Below are 13,713 nucleotides of genomic sequence, written 5' to 3'. Positions count from 1 at the left end.
GTCAGTCCGCGAACGGGTCGGTGACAAGAATGGTATCGTCACGCTCGGGGCTGGTGGACAGCAGGGCGACGGGGCACTGGATCAGTTCCTCGACGCGGCGGACATATTTGATCGCCTCGGCAGGCAGGTCGGCCCAGCTGCGCGCGCCCTGGGTCGATTCTTTCCAACCCGGCATCTCTTCATAGATCGGCGTCACCTTGGCCTGCAGCGCAGCGGCGGTCGGCAGGTGGTCGTAATGCGTGCCGTCGATTTCGTAGCCGGTGCAGATCTTGATGGTGTCGAACCCGTCCATCACGTCCAGCTTGGTCAGCGCGATGCCATCCACGCCGGAAATCGCGCAGGTCTGGCGCACCAGCACCGCATCGAACCAGCCGCAGCGGCGCTTGCGCCCGGTGACGGTGCCAAACTCATGGCCGCGTTCGCCAAGGCGCTGGCCATCGGCATCCTCAAGCTCGGTCGGGAACGGGCCCGAACCCACGCGGGTGGTATAGGCCTTGACGATGCCCAGCACGAAGCCGATGGCGCTTGGCCCCATGCCGGTCCCCGAGGCCGCCATGCCCGACATGGTGGTCGACGAGGTGACATAGGGATAGGTGCCGAAGTCGATATCCAGCAGGCTGCCCTGCGCGCCCTCGAACAGGATGCGCTTCCCGGCCTTGCGGTAATCGTTCATCACCTTCCAGACCGGCTGCGCGTATTGCAAAAGCTTCGGCGCGATCTCCAGCAGCTTGGCGCGCAGCTCGGCCCGGTCGACGGGCGTGGCGCCAAGGCCCTGACGCAGCGGCTCGTGATGGGCCAGCAGGCGGTCGAGGCGCGCGTCCAGCGTTTCCTCATCGCCCAGATCGGCGACGCGGATGGTGCGGCGGCCAACCTTGTCTTCATAGGCGGGGCCGATGCCGCGCCCGGTCGTGCCGATTTTCGAGGCACCCGCGGCCTCTTCGCGCAGCTTGTCCAGATCCTGATGCAGCGGCAGGATCAGCGGCGTGTTCTCGGCGATCATCAGGTTGTCGGGGCTGATCGCGACGCCCTGCGCGGCCAGCTTGTCGATTTCGGCAAACAGCGCCCAGGGATCCAGCACCACGCCATTGCCGATGACGGCCATCTTGCCCTTGCGCACGATGCCCGAAGGCAGCAGCGACAGCTTGAAGACCTGATTGCCGATGACCAGCGTGTGGCCGGCGTTATGACCGCCCTGGAACCGCGCGATCACATCGGCACGTTCGCTGAGCCAGTCAACGATCTTGCCCTTGCCTTCGTCGCCCCATTGCGCGCCGACGACCACCACATTGGCCATGTTGCTTCCCTTCCGCCATCATGAATGCCGCGCATGGTATAATGTCCCACGCGCCAAGGGGAAAGCCGAATTGCCGATGCGCATAATTTGTGCATATGATTTCAGGATAGGCTGTTTGATAAGCCTACGCGACAAGACCGGCTGCAAGATTGCGCATCCGTCCGTTATTTGCCCATGGTTCAGGCATGTTTCATGTTCCGCCCCCTTCGCTGCTGCCCCGCGCGCATGGCGTGCTGCGCGCCGGATTCGCGCAGTCGCGCGGCGCGACGCGGCTGTTGCGGCTGCATCAGGCGGGCAGCGCCAAGGCCATGCTGCCCCCGGCCGCGGGGTGCGAGCTGGTGATGCTGAACACCTCGGGCGGACTGACCGGCGGAGACCGGATGCAGATCGCCGTGACGCAGGGGACGGGCACGCATCTGACCGCCACGACCCAGACCGCCGAACGCGCCTATCGCAGCACCACGGGCCGCGCGTATGTCACCGCGCAATATGACGTGGCGGATGGCGCGCATCTGGACCTGCTGCCGCAGGAAACCATCCTGTTCGATCGCGCCGCCCTGTCACGCGATCAGCATATCGCGCTGACCGGCAGCGCCACCTGCCTGTGGGTCGAGACGCTGATTCTGGGCCGCGCCGCCATGGGCGAGACCGTGACCCGTCTGGATGTCACCGACCGCCGCCGCATCACCCGCGACGGCCGCCCGGTCTTTGTCGAGAACCTGCGGCTGACCGATGACATCCTGCCCGGCGGCTTGGCCACGCTGGCAGGCGGCCGCGCCTTCGCGACGCTGGTTCTGGTCGCACCAAACGCCGCCGACCGCCTGCCCGCCGCCCGCGCGGCACTGAGCGATGCGGCACTGGGCGATGCGGGCGCGGCCAGCGCCTTTGACGGAAAACTGGTTGCCCGGCTGATGGCGCGGGATGGCTGGCCCCTGCGGCAGGCGCTGATCCGCCTGATCCGGGCAATCCGCCCCGGCCCCCTGCCCCGCGTCTGGCAGATTTGAACGACATGAGGAACGCATGAACCTAAGTCCACGCGAAAAGGAAAAGCTGCTGATCTCGGTCGCGGCCATGGTGGCGCGCGGCAGGCTGGCGCGCGGCGTCAAGCTGAACCACCCCGAGGCCATCGCGCTCATCACCGATTTCGTCGTCGAGGGCGCGCGCGACGGCCGCTCGGTCGCCGATCTGATGGAGGCGGGCGCCCATGTCATCACCCGCGACCAATGCATGTCCGGCATCCCCGAGATGATCCATTCGGTGCAGGTCGAAGCCACATTTACCGACGGCACCAAACTGGTCACCGTCCATGACCCCATCCGCTAAGAGGCCCATCATGAAGCGCATCCTGCCTTTCCTTCTGTTCCCCACCGCAGCCCTGGCGCATCCCGGACATCACAGCCACGGGGCGCCCTTCAATGAAGGCTGGATGCATCCGCTGGGTGGCGCCGATCATGTGCTGGCCATGGTGGCGGTTGGCCTTTGGGCGGCGACGGCCAGTGACAAGCGCGGCCTTTGGGCACTGCCCCTGACCTTTGTCGTGGCCATGGTCGCCGGCGGTGCGATGGGGGCCGCGGGCATCCATCTGCCGGGGGTCGAGCCGGTGATCCTTGCTTCGGGCATCATCCTTGGGCTGGCGGTGGCGCTGGCGCTGCGCCCCTCGCTGGGCTTTGCCTTGCCGGTGGTGGCGCTGTTCGGCATCATGCACGGCCATGCGCATGGCGCGGAAGGCCCGGCGCAGGGGCTGTTGGCCTATGGTGCGGGCTTCGTGCTGGCGACAAGCGCGCTGCATCTGGCGGGCATCGGGCTGGGCCGTCTGGGCATGGCGCGGGTGCTGGGCGGGCTGACCGCGGCGGCAGGGGTTGCGCTGACGGTGATGCCATGATCCCCGGCGAAATCTTCCCCGCCGATGGCGAGATCACCCTTAATGCCGACCGGCAGGCCATCACGCTGATGGTCGCCAATACCGGCGACCGCCCGGTGCAGGTCGGCAGCCATTATCATTTCGCCGAGACCAACCCGGGCCTTGATTTCGACCGCAAGGCGGCGCGGGGCATGCGGCTGGACATCGCAGCAGGCACCGCCGTCCGCTTTGAACCCGGCCAGCAGCGCGAAGTGTCGCTGATCCCCTTGGCCGGGGATCGGAAAGTCTTTGGCTTCAACGCGAACATCATGGGAGCGTTGGATTGACCGGGGCAGTCCCGGCCGCATCAGGAGCAAGACCATGTGCAATGCCTGCGTGATCGAAAGCGTCAAACAGTCGATGATAAGCCGTCGCAGCCTGTTCGCGGGGGTCGCGGCCACGGGGGCTGCCGCCATCGCAGCCAGCACTCTGGCCGCGCGCCCCGCGCTGGCGCAGGCCAGCGGCAAGGTGGTGGATCTGACCTATGTGTTCGATGAGACATTCCCCACCTTCGACGGCGTGCCCGGCATCGCCTATGAAGAGGCGGTGAATTTCGACGCCTCGGGCTATCAGCTTTGGAAGATCACGTTCTTTGAGCACTCGGGCACGCATATCGACGCGCCGCTGCATTTTTCAAAGGACGGATTGTCGGTCGCCGAACTGGCGCCGGAAAGCCTGATCTGTCCGCTTTGCGTCATCGACATCACCGCCAAGGCCCGCGACGACGCCAATGCGGCGCTGGAGGCCGAGGATGTCGAGGCGTTCATCTCGGCGCATGGCGAGATCCCCAAGGGCGCTTGCGTGGCGATGAATTCCGGCTGGGGCGCCAAGGTCGCGACGCCGGAATTCCGCAACACGCCGGATGGCAAGTTCGCCTTTCCGGGCTTTGGCAAATCGGCGACCGACCTTCTGGCACAGATGGGGGTCGCGGCGATTGCCAGCGACACGCTGTCGCTGGACCCCGGCAGTTCGGCGGATTTCGCGGTGCATAATTCGTGGCTGCCCTCGGGGCATTACGGCATCGAGAACCTGGCCAATGTCGATCAGCTGCCCGCCACCGGCGCCACGATCTTTGTCGGCGCGCCGAAACATGCGCGCGGCACCGGCGGCCCGGCCCGCGTCATGGCGGTGGTCTGATGGCCACTGTGCCGCTGCTGACGGATCAGGACGCGCCAGCCGCATCGCGGGCCGTCTTTGACGATATCCGCGCCGCCCGTGGCACCGATTACGTCAACAATTTCTGGCGCGCCTTGGCGCATGATCCGGACAGCCTGCGCGCCATATGGGACCGGCTTGGCGCGGTCATGGCGCCCGGCGCGCTGGATCCGCTGGTCAAGGAGCTGGTCTATATTGCCGTATCCGCCACGAACGGCTGTTCCTATTGCGTGCATTCCCATACGGCAGCGGCGCGCGCCAAGGGGATGACCGCGCAGCAACATGCCGAATTGCTGGCCGTGATCGGCATGGCCAGCCAGACCAACGCGCTTGCGACCGCCCTGCAAGTGCCGACCGATCCCCGCTTTCAGGAGGACTGAATGGCTCTGACCATCTCCCGCCCCGACTATGCCCAGATGTATGGTCCGACCACCGGCGACCGCCTGCGTCTTGGCGATACCGAGATCATCATTCAGGTCGAACGCGACCTGACAACCTATGGCGAAGAGGTCAAGTTCGGCGGCGGCAAGGTGATCCGCGACGGCATGGGTCAGTCGCAGATCAGCCGCGCGGGCGGAGCGATGGATACCGTCATCACCAATGCGCTGATCCTTGACCATTCGGGGATCTACAAGGCCGATATCGGGCTGCGCGACGGCCGCATCGCCGGGATCGGCAAGGCGGGCAATCCCGACACTCAGCCCGCAGTGACGCTGGTCATCGGACCGGGCACGGAAATCATCGCAGGCGAAGGACGGATCGTCACGGCGGGCGGGTTCGACGCGCATATCCATTTCATCTGCCCGCAGCAGGTCGAGGACGCGATTTCATCCGGCGTGACCACCATGCTGGGCGGCGGCACGGGCCCGGCGCATGGCACGCTGGCCACCACCTGCACGCCGGGGCCGTGGCATATCGGGCGCATGATCGCGGCGATGGACAGCGTTCCGGTGAACATGCTGATCTCGGCCAAGGGCAACGCCTCGCGCCCCGAGGCGCTAGAGGAAATGGTGCGCGCCGGGGCCAGCACGCTGAAGCTGCACGAGGATTGGGGCACCACCCCCGCCGCCATCGACTGCTGCCTGTCGGTCGCCGATGCGATGGATGTGCAGGTGACGATCCATACCGACACGCTGAACGAATCCGGCTTCGTCGAAAACACCCTGGCCGCCATCAAGGGCCGCACCATCCATGCGTTCCACACCGAGGGCGCGGGCGGCGGCCATGCCCCGGACATCATTAAGCTGGTGGGCGCGGGCAATGTCATCCCCAGTTCCACCAACCCGACGCGGCCCTTTACAGGCAACACGCTGGAAGAGCATCTGGACATGCTGATGGTCTGTCACCATCTGGACAAGCGCGTCCCCGAAGACGTGGCCTTCGCCGAAAGCCGCATCCGGCGCGAGACCATCGCCGCAGAAGATATCCTGCACGACATCGGCGCGTTTTCGGTGATTTCCTCGGACAGTCAGGCCATGGGCCGGGTGGGCGAGGTCGTCACCCGCACATGGCAGACCGCCCATAAGATGAAGGTGCAGCGCGGGCGGCTGGCCGATGAAACCGGCGAAAACGACAATATCCGCGCCCGCCGCTATGTTGCGAAATACACCATCAACCCGGCCATCGCGCATGGCATCGCGCATGAGATCGGCAGCATCGAGCCCGGCAAGCGCGCCGATCTGGTGATCTGGGATCCGGCGATGTTCGGCGCCAAGCCCGAAATGGTGCTGGTCGGCGGCATGATTTCATGGGCGCAGATGGGCGATCCGAACGGCTCGATCCCGGTGCAGCCGATGTATATGCGGCCGATGTGGGGCGCGATGGGCCGCGCGATGCAGGCCAGCAGCGTGACCTTCGTGTCGCAGGCCGGGCTGGATGCCGGGGTCGGCGCGGCGATGCTGAAAACGGCGGTCGCGGTGCGCGGCACGCGCGGCATCGGCAAGGCCGACATGGTGCTGAACAACGCGATGCCCGCAATCGAGGTCGACCCCGAAACCTATGAAGTGCGCGCCGATGGCGAGTTGCTGACCTGTCAGCCCGCGACCGAGCTGCCTTTGACGCAGCGCTACTTCCTGTTCTGACGCTGCAACGCAGCATTGCAAATTTTGAAATGGTTGGCAGGGCTTACATGCGCTATCTATCACTCTATGGGAGGAAACCGTCAGATTATACCGACAGGGTTTCCAATGCACACGACCGAATTTACCCCCGCCCTTCCGCGTTTCTTCGATGGCATGATCGCTGCGATGCAGCGCGCGTTCCGGCATTATGTGAACGTTCATTCGCGCCGCGATCAGATCGCCTCGCTGGAAGCACTCAGCGATCAACAACTGGCCGCCATGGGTCTGACCCGCGACCGGATCGTTCAGCACGTCTTCCGCGACCGTCTTATCTGAACCGCTTTGGGGGTGGGTCATGAACCTGCCCCTGCAAGCCCGCGCGGGTTCCATCCTGCGCGCAACCCCTGCGGACGACGCGGTGGTTTTGGACTATGAAGGCCGCTTTCTGCGCCGCAAACGCCTGACCTCGCGCGCGGGCGTGTCGTTTCTGGTCGATCTGGCCGAAACGATCAGCCTTGAAGCGGGCGATGCCTTCCAACTGGATGACGGCCGGCTGATCGGCGTCGTCGCCGCGATGGAGCCGTGCCTGCGGATCCACGGCCCTCTGCCGCGGCTGGCATGGCATATCGGCAACCGCCACACCCCTTGCCAGATCGAAGCCGACCACCTGCTGATCCGCGCCGATCATGTCCTGGAAGGCATGTTGCGCGGCCTTGGCGCGCAGGTGACGCCGACCATGGCGGCGTTCAACCCCGAAGGCGGGGCCTATGGCCATGGCCGCACGATGGGACATTCGCATTGATGCAGGCGCGGCTTGCGCTGATCCAATGGCTGTCTCCGGCGTTTCCGACCGGGGGCTTTGCCTATTCGCACGGGCTGGAACAGGCGATGGCCGACGGGCTGCGCGATGCGGCGGGCGTTGGCGATTGGGTGGCGCAGGTGCTGCGCCATGGCGGCGGCTGGACCGATGCGGTGCTGCTGTCGCTGGTGCTGCGCGGCGGCGATGCGCAGGCGCTTGGCGACGAGGCCTGCGCCATGGCCGGATGCGCCGAACGCCTGACCGAGACGACGGATCAGGGCCGCGCCTTTGCCGCCACCGTATCGGCGACGGGCCATGACATGCCCCCCCTGCCCCTGCCGGTCGCGGTCGGGCTGGCGGCGCGTGGCCTTGATCTGCCGGTGGCCGAGGTCATCGCGCATTACCTGCACGCCTTTGCCGCAAACCTGATTTCTGCCGCCACGCGCTTCCTGCCTTTGGGTCAGGCGCAGGCGCAGGTGACGCTGGCCGGGCTGCACGGGGCGATTGCGGATATCGCGGCGCAAGCGGCCGTCGCCGGGCCCGAGGCGTTGACAACCACCTGCCTTGCCGCCGAACTGGCAGCGATGCGGCATGAAACACTGGACGTAAGGATATTCCGGACATGAGCAATGGCCCTCTGCGCGTCGGCATTGGCGGTCCCGTCGGTGCGGGCAAGACCACGCTGACCGAACAACTGGCCCGCGCGCTGGCGCCGCGCCTGTCGATGGCGGTCATCACCAACGACATCTATACGCGCGAGGATGCCGAGGCGCTGATGCGCGCGCAGGTTCTGCCCATCGAGCGCATCCGCGGCGTCGAAACCGGCGGCTGCCCGCATACCGCCATCCGCGAGGACGCCAGCATCAACCTGTCGGCCATCGCCGATCTGAATGCCGCGATCCCGGATCTGGACCTGATCCTGATCGAATCCGGCGGCGACAATCTGGCAGCGACCTTTTCACCGGAACTGGCGGATCTGACGATCTATGTCATCGACACCGCCGCCGGGCAGGACATCCCACGCAAGCGGGGACCGGGCTTGGCGCGCTCGGACCTGCTGGTGGTCAACAAGACCGATCTGGCGCCGCATGTCGGCGTCGATATCGCCTTGCTGGAAAGCGATGCCCGCGCGGCACGCGGCACGCGGCCTTTTGTGCTGGCGCAGATGCGCCATGGCAAAGGCGTGGCCGAGGTGGTGGATTTTCTGGTGACCGAGGGGGGGCTGGAATTGCGCGCGCCCGTTTGACGGCTGGCGGGCGGCGCGCTTGCATGAGTATTTGAGGAACGAAGAAATCAGGCGGCGGCGCGCAAGGCGGCGGGGTTGAACGGCGTGACCGTCAGGCTGTCGCCCTGAAACACGCAGAAGCTTTGGGCGGGGATTTCCTGCCAGCCTTCCTCATCGCTTTCCAAAGGCTCGGACACCACCGCGCGACCGCCCCGCGTATCCGACCAGCGGTGATAAAGCGTCGGCGCGTGATCGTCGCTGGCATAGCGCAGGGCATAAAGCCGCTGACCGTCCGAAAACGCGGCGGTCAGGCGGACATGTGGCGCGGTGCCACGATCGCGGGCCAGCGTCTCGAACTTGGCGGTGGCGCGGGACATGGCGGCGGCGGGGTCGGTTTCCAGTCCCTCGGCCAATGCCATCAGAAACAGCGCCTCACTGTCGGTGGCGCCTTTGCGGTGCTGGTAATAATCGTCGGGAATCAGCGCATCGGCATGGCGGCGATAGCTGTCATAACCGCCGAACTGGCCGTTATGCATGAAGCTCCATTTGCCGACGACAAAGGGATGGCAGTTGTTGCGGCTGGTCGCCGTGCCGGTCGAAGCGCGGACATGGGCCAGAAACAGATGCGATTTCAGCGTGGCGGTCAGGCTGCGCAGATTGCTGTCGGACCATGCCGGCATCACGTCGCGATATTGCCCCGGTTCGGGCCGGTCGCCATACCATGCCAGTCCGACGCCATCCGCATTCACCGCCGTATGGCAGCGTTGCGCGCCATGGCTTTGCCGGACCAGCGAATGCCCCGGCCTGCAGATCACATCCTCAAGATAGATAGGCCTGCCGATATAGGCTGCCCAGCGACACATGACCGTCCCCCGTGCTTTTTTGTAACTCTAGCACGAAAGTCGCAGGATGCACCCGAAACCGTCAGGCTTAGTTTTCCTCGACGATCACCAAATCGCGTTCTGCCGCATTTTTGGCATGTTCCAGCGCAGCCTGATATTCAGCCGAGCGATAGCAGGCCACAGCGTCTTCAACGCTGGGGAAGCGCGCGACGACATTGCGGGCGCGGTCATTGCCCTCGAGCTGGACGTAGCGCGAGCCGCGGGCCAGGAAGACCCCGCCATGCGCGGCAATCGCCGGGCCGGCCAGCTTGGCATATTCGCCATAAGCCTGGGCATCGGTCACGTTGACATGGGCAATCCACAATGCGGTCATGCTTTCTCTCCGATCAGCGTTTCAATGGCGGCGATGGCGCTGTCGGCGGCGTCAAGGCTGGGCGCGCCGCCCTGTGCGCGGTCCGGGCGGCCACCGCCGCCCTTGCCGCCAAGCGCTGCGGTCGCGGCCTGCACCAGCTCGACCGCGGTGACACGGGCGGTCAAGTCCGGCGTGACACCCGCAGCCACGGTGGCCTTGCCATCCGCATCGGCCAGAACGACCACGGCGCCCGAGCCAAGCCGCGCCTTCATCTCATCGACCAGCGGGCCAAGTTCCTTGCCGGACACGCCATCGACGCGGCGGGCGATCAGCTTGATGCCGTTGATTTCCTTGGGCGCGTCATCGTTGCCGCCACCCATGGCAAGCTGGCGCTTCAGCTGCGCCACCTCGTTGGCCAGCGATTTGCGTTCCTCGGCCAGCGCGCGGACCTTGGTCACCACCTCGCCCGCCTGCGCCTTCAGGACGCCCGCGATCTCGGACAGTTCACGGTCGACGCGGCGCAGTTCGGCCATGGCAGCCTGCCCGGTCAGCGCCTCGATCCGGCGGATGCCGGCGGCCGAGGCGGTTTCCGAGGTCAGCGCGAACATGCCGATATCGCCGGTGCGCCCGACATGCGTGCCGCCGCAAAGCTCTAGCGAATAGGTCGCGCCGTCATTGCCCTTGCCAGATCCGGGAAGCTGGCCCATCGATACCACGCGCACCTCGTCGCCGTATTTCTCACCAAACAGCGCCTGAGCGCCAAGGGCGCGGGCGTCGTCGGGGGTCATGATGCGGGTATCGACCGGGGTGTTCTGGCGGATGAAATCGTTCACCTCGGCTTCGACCTGGGCGATTTCTTCGGCCGTCAGCGCCTTGGTGTGGCTGAAATCGAACCGCAGCCGGTCGGGCGCATTCAGGCTGCCGCGCTGTGCGACGTGATCGCCAAGCGCGCGGCGCAGCGCCTCGTGCAGCAGGTGCGTGGCCGAGTGATTGGCGCGGATGGTGCTGCGTCGGTCGTGATCGACCGAAAGCTGCGCGCCCTGCCCCGCCGACAGCGTGCCCAGCGTGACCTCGGCCACATGGATGAAGACGCCGCCGGTCTTTTTCGTATCGGTGACGCGGGCCGCGCCGGTTTCGGTCTTGATCAGTCCGGTATCGCCGACCTGACCGCCGGATTCGCCATAGAAGGGCGTCTGGTTGACGACGATCTGGATCTGGCTGCCTTCTCCGGCCTGCTTGACGGGCGCGCCGTCCTGCACCAGCGCCAGAATCTGGCCCTCGGCGATTTCGGTGTCATAGCCCAGAAACTCGGTTGCGCCGTGCTGTTCGGCCAGATCCAGCCAGATCGCCGCATCCTTGGTTTCGCCCGAACCGGCCCATGCGGCGCGCGCCTTGGCCTTCTGTTCGGCCATGGCCGTGTCGAAGCCTGCCGTTTCCACCGCGCGGCCCTTTTCGCGCAGCGCATCCTGCGTCAGATCAAGCGGGAAGCCATAGGTGTCATACAGCTTGAACGCCGCCTCGCCCGGCAGATCGGCGCCTTCGGGCAGCCGCGCCAATTCGTCATCCAGCAGGCGCAGACCGCGGTCCAGCGTCTGCTTGAAGCGGGTCTCCTCAAGCTTCAGGGTCTCTTCGATCAGGGCCTGCGCGCGGCCAAGTTCGGGATAGGCCGTGCCCATCTGGCGCACCAGCGCCGGGACCAGCTTGTACATGACCGGATCCTTGGCGCCCAGAATATGCGCGTGGCGCATGGCGCGGCGCATGATCCGGCGCAGCACATAGCCGCGACCTTCGTTCGAGGGCATGACGCCATCGGCAATCAGGAAGCTGGTCGAGCGCAGGTGGTCGGCGATGACCCGGTGATGCACCTTGCCGGGTCCATCGGGATCGTTGCTGGTGGCATGGGCGCTGGCCTCGATCAGGCTGCGCATCAGGTCGGTGTCGTAATTGTCGTGCTTGCCCTGCAGAAGCGCGCCGATGCGCTCCAGCCCCATGCCGGTGTCGATCGACTGCATGTCCAGCGCGCGCATCGAGCCGTCCTCGAACTGCTCGTTCTGCATGAAAACGAGGTTCCAGATCTCGATGAAGCGGTCGCCGTCTTCGTCGGGCGAGCCGGGCGGACCGCCCCAGATGTGATCGCCGTGATCGAAAAAGATCTCGGTGCAGGGGCCGCAGGGGCCGGTCGGACCCATGCGCCAGAAGTTGTCGTCGGTGGGAATGCGGATGATGCGGTCATCGGTCAGGCCCGCGACCTTTTTCCAGATATTCGCGGCCTCATCGTCGGTGTGATAGACGGTGACCAGCAGCTTGTCCTTGGGGATGCCGAAATCCTTGGTCAGCAATTCCCAGGCAAAGGGGATGGCATCGGATTTGAAATAGTCGCCAAAGCTGAAATTGCCCAGCATTTCAAAGAACGTGTGGTGGCGCGCGGTATAGCCCACATTGTCCAGATCGTTGTGCTTGCCGCCGGCGCGCACGCATTTCTGCGACGTGGTGGCGCGGTTGTAATCGCGCGTCTCGACCCCGGTGAACAGGTTCTTGAACTGCACCATGCCCGAGTTCGTGAACATCAGCGTGGGATCGTTGCGTGGCACCAGCGGGCTGGATTCCACGACGCGGTGGCCGTTGCGTTCAAAAAAGTTCAGAAAGGTCGAGCGGATATCGTTCAAGCTGGGCATGGCGGGCCTTATCGCAAAGCGGTCTGTCCGGGCAAAACCGGTTTGCCGCCCGGTCTAGCCCCAGCATCGGCCTAAGTCCAGCAATCCCGGCATCGGACGCCACCCAGAAATGCAGACGCGCGGAGCAATTCCCGCGCGTCCCTGTCTGGCCTGTCGCCCGCCTTAATCCTCGGTCAGCGAGTCGTCGCCTTCATCGCTGGCCCCGAAATCCAGACCATGACTGGCGCGGATCTTGTCCTCGATCGCCAAGGCGGCGGCGGGGTTGTCGCGCAGGAACTGCTTAGCGTTTTCCCGGCCCTGCCCGATGCGTTCGTCGCCATAGGAATACCAGCTGCCCGATTTCTCGACCACGCCGGCCTTGATGCCCAGATCGATCAGCTCACCGACCTTCGAGATGCCTTCGCCATACATGATGTCGAATTCCACCTGACGGAACGGCGGCGCGACCTTGTTCTTGACGACTTTGACCTTGGTCGAGTTGCCCACGACCTCATCGCGATCCTTGATCGAGCCGGTGCGGCGGATGTCCAGACGCACCGAGGCATAGAATTTCAGCGCATTGCCGCCCGTCGTGGTTTCGGGATTGCCGAACATCACGCCGATCTTCATGCGGATCTGGTTGATGAAGATCACCATGCAGTTGCTGCGGCCGATGCTGGCGGTCAGCTTGCGCATCGCCTGGCTCATCAGACGGGCCTGGCTGCCCATCTGCATGTCGCCCATATCGCCTTCGATTTCGGATTTCGGCGTCAGGGCCGCGACCGAGTCGACAACGACAAGGTTCACCGCGCCCGAACGCACCAGCGTATCCACGATCTCCAGCGCCTGTTCGCCGGTATCGGGCTGGCTGATCAGCAGCTCATCCAGATTGACGCCCAGCTTGCGGGCATATTGCGGGTCAAGCGCGTGTTCGGCATCGACAAAGGCGCAAACGCCGCCTTTTTTCTGTTCCTCGGCCACGACATGCAGCGTCAGCGTGGTCTTGCCCGAGCTTTCCGGCCCGAAGATCTCGATGATGCGGCCCTTGGGCAGACCGCCGATCCCCAGCGCGATGTCCAGACCCAGCGACCCGGTCGAGGTCGCCTCGATCTCGGCCACGGGATTGTCCGCGCCCAGCTTCATGATCGAGCCCTTGCCGAACTGGCGTTCGATCTGCGCCAATGCGCTGTCCAAAGCCTTCTGCTTGTCTGCCGTGCGCTTGTCGTTCATGTCGAAAAGTGTTGCCCCTGCCATGCCGTCCTCATGCTTATTTCACACCCCGACTGCCGGGGCAATCATTGCCCAACCGCAAAATGTTCACGGCTTGTTCTATTTGCACGCATTTGCCGGAAAAATGCAAGGCCGCTTGATGATTCGCGGCATCTGCCTGCACCGGCCGATGCGGTAATGGTGGCGCAGACTGGTTAAGAAA

The 13,713-nt window shown here is 65.1% G+C and carries 16 protein-coding genes; 11 read left to right on the top strand and 5 right to left on the bottom strand.

Going from position 1 to position 13,713, the window contains the following annotated elements; genetic code table 11:
- Position 1: 1 nt before the first annotated feature.
- Complete coding sequence (locus tag GL284_RS11845) at positions 2-1,294, bottom strand: adenylosuccinate synthase (RefSeq protein WP_155044841.1); 1,293 nt, start codon at positions 1,292-1,294, stop codon at positions 2-4.
- 185 nt (positions 1,295-1,479) lie between these two features.
- Between GL284_RS11845 and GL284_RS11840 the strand changes: the two genes are divergently transcribed.
- The 11 genes from GL284_RS11840 to ureG all read left to right on the top strand — a co-directional run bounded on the left by GL284_RS11840 (position 1,480) and on the right by ureG (position 8,454).
- Positions 1,480-2,298: an urease accessory protein UreD gene (locus GL284_RS11840; RefSeq protein ID WP_155044840.1), complete on the top strand. Its 819-nt coding sequence runs from the start codon at positions 1,480-1,482 to the stop codon at positions 2,296-2,298.
- Between the two features lie 16 nt (positions 2,299-2,314).
- A complete protein-coding gene (locus GL284_RS11835) occupies positions 2,315-2,617 on the top strand; it encodes an urease subunit gamma (protein ID WP_155044839.1) in 303 nt (100 codons plus the stop codon).
- A 10-nt stretch (positions 2,618-2,627) separates the two neighbouring features.
- Complete coding sequence (locus tag GL284_RS11830) at positions 2,628-3,176, top strand: HupE/UreJ family protein (protein WP_155044838.1); 549 nt, start codon at positions 2,628-2,630, stop codon at positions 3,174-3,176.
- Positions 3,173-3,481, top strand: coding sequence for an urease subunit beta (locus GL284_RS11825; RefSeq protein ID WP_155044837.1), 309 nt, complete (start codon positions 3,173-3,175; stop codon positions 3,479-3,481). The genes GL284_RS11830 and GL284_RS11825 overlap by 4 nt, the downstream gene beginning before the upstream one ends.
- Positions 3,482-3,515: 34 nt before the next feature.
- A complete protein-coding gene (locus tag GL284_RS11820; protein ID WP_155044836.1) occupies positions 3,516-4,331 on the top strand; it encodes a cyclase family protein in 816 nt (271 codons plus the stop codon).
- Complete coding sequence (locus GL284_RS11815) at positions 4,331-4,729, top strand: carboxymuconolactone decarboxylase family protein (RefSeq protein WP_155044835.1); 399 nt, start codon at positions 4,331-4,333, stop codon at positions 4,727-4,729. The genes GL284_RS11820 and GL284_RS11815 overlap by 1 nt, the downstream gene beginning before the upstream one ends.
- The gene (ureC, locus tag GL284_RS11810; RefSeq protein ID WP_155044834.1) at positions 4,730-6,430 is read left to right on the top strand and encodes an urease subunit alpha; all 1,701 of its coding nucleotides are present in this window, start codon (positions 4,730-4,732) and stop codon (positions 6,428-6,430) included.
- A 105-nt stretch (positions 6,431-6,535) separates the two neighbouring features.
- Positions 6,536-6,745, top strand: coding sequence for a hypothetical protein (locus GL284_RS11805; RefSeq protein WP_196216769.1), 210 nt, complete (start codon positions 6,536-6,538; stop codon positions 6,743-6,745).
- A gap of 19 nt (positions 6,746-6,764) precedes the next feature.
- Entirely contained in the window at positions 6,765-7,211 is a 447-nt protein-coding gene (locus tag GL284_RS11800; protein ID WP_155044833.1) for an urease accessory protein UreE, read from the top strand.
- A complete protein-coding gene (locus GL284_RS11795; protein ID WP_196216770.1) occupies positions 7,208-7,834 on the top strand; it encodes an urease accessory protein UreF in 627 nt (208 codons plus the stop codon). Before GL284_RS11800 ends, GL284_RS11795 begins: the two co-directional genes overlap by 4 nt.
- A complete protein-coding gene (gene ureG, locus GL284_RS11790; protein ID WP_155044831.1) occupies positions 7,831-8,454 on the top strand; it encodes an urease accessory protein UreG in 624 nt (207 codons plus the stop codon). Before GL284_RS11795 ends, ureG begins: the two co-directional genes overlap by 4 nt.
- A 47-nt stretch (positions 8,455-8,501) precedes the next feature.
- On the opposite strand, the gene GL284_RS11785 is transcribed toward ureG, so the two are convergent.
- From GL284_RS11785 to recA, 4 genes are all read right to left on the bottom strand, one after another.
- Positions 8,502-9,296, bottom strand: coding sequence for a class II glutamine amidotransferase (locus GL284_RS11785; RefSeq protein WP_155044830.1), 795 nt, complete (start codon positions 9,294-9,296; stop codon positions 8,502-8,504).
- A gap of 67 nt (positions 9,297-9,363) precedes the next feature.
- The gene (locus tag GL284_RS11780; RefSeq protein ID WP_155044829.1) at positions 9,364-9,648 is read right to left on the bottom strand and encodes a DUF1330 domain-containing protein; all 285 of its coding nucleotides are present in this window, start codon (positions 9,646-9,648) and stop codon (positions 9,364-9,366) included.
- Positions 9,645-12,302: an alanine--tRNA ligase gene (gene alaS / locus GL284_RS11775; RefSeq protein ID WP_155044828.1), complete on the bottom strand. Its 2,658-nt coding sequence runs from the start codon at positions 12,300-12,302 to the stop codon at positions 9,645-9,647. Before alaS ends, GL284_RS11780 begins: the two co-directional genes overlap by 4 nt.
- A 162-nt stretch (positions 12,303-12,464) precedes the next feature.
- On the bottom strand, positions 12,465-13,535 hold the full coding sequence (gene recA / locus GL284_RS11770) for a recombinase RecA (protein ID WP_155044827.1): 1,071 nt from the start codon (positions 13,533-13,535) through the stop codon (positions 12,465-12,467).
- Between the last annotated feature and the right edge of the window lie 178 nt (positions 13,536-13,713).

The sequence above is a fragment of the Paracoccus shanxieyensis genome (genome assembly GCF_009711265.1).
GTDB classification, from domain to species: domain Bacteria; phylum Pseudomonadota; class Alphaproteobacteria; order Rhodobacterales; family Rhodobacteraceae; genus Paracoccus; species Paracoccus shanxieyensis.
This window is presented reverse-complemented; position numbering and strand designations above follow the sequence as displayed.

Bases quoted from the DNA above. Each gene is read 5' to 3' on its own strand.
- GL284_RS11845 (WP_155044841.1), bottom strand. From the start codon at position 1,294: ATGGCCAATGTGGTGGTCGTCGGCGCGCAATGGGGCGACGAAGGCAAG.
- GL284_RS11840 (WP_155044840.1), top strand. From the start codon at position 1,480: ATGTTTCATGTTCCGCCCCCTTCGCTGCTGCCCCGCGCGCATGGCGTG.
- GL284_RS11835 (WP_155044839.1), top strand. From the start codon at position 2,315: ATGAACCTAAGTCCACGCGAAAAGGAAAAGCTGCTGATCTCGGTCGCG.
- GL284_RS11830 (WP_155044838.1), top strand. From the start codon at position 2,628: ATGAAGCGCATCCTGCCTTTCCTTCTGTTCCCCACCGCAGCCCTGGCG.
- GL284_RS11825 (WP_155044837.1), top strand. From the start codon at position 3,173: ATGATCCCCGGCGAAATCTTCCCCGCCGATGGCGAGATCACCCTTAAT.
- GL284_RS11820 (WP_155044836.1), top strand. From the start codon at position 3,516: ATGTGCAATGCCTGCGTGATCGAAAGCGTCAAACAGTCGATGATAAGC.
- GL284_RS11815 (WP_155044835.1), top strand. From the start codon at position 4,331: ATGGCCACTGTGCCGCTGCTGACGGATCAGGACGCGCCAGCCGCATCG.
- ureC (WP_155044834.1), top strand. From the start codon at position 4,730: ATGGCTCTGACCATCTCCCGCCCCGACTATGCCCAGATGTATGGTCCG.
- GL284_RS11805 (WP_196216769.1), top strand. From the start codon at position 6,536: ATGCACACGACCGAATTTACCCCCGCCCTTCCGCGTTTCTTCGATGGC.
- GL284_RS11800 (WP_155044833.1), top strand. From the start codon at position 6,765: ATGAACCTGCCCCTGCAAGCCCGCGCGGGTTCCATCCTGCGCGCAACC.
- ureG (WP_155044831.1), top strand. From the start codon at position 7,831: ATGAGCAATGGCCCTCTGCGCGTCGGCATTGGCGGTCCCGTCGGTGCG.
- GL284_RS11785 (WP_155044830.1), bottom strand. From the start codon at position 9,296: ATGTGTCGCTGGGCAGCCTATATCGGCAGGCCTATCTATCTTGAGGAT.
- GL284_RS11780 (WP_155044829.1), bottom strand. From the start codon at position 9,648: ATGACCGCATTGTGGATTGCCCATGTCAACGTGACCGATGCCCAGGCT.
- alaS (WP_155044828.1), bottom strand. From the start codon at position 12,302: ATGCCCAGCTTGAACGATATCCGCTCGACCTTTCTGAACTTTTTTGAA.
- recA (WP_155044827.1), bottom strand. From the start codon at position 13,535: ATGGCAGGGGCAACACTTTTCGACATGAACGACAAGCGCACGGCAGAC.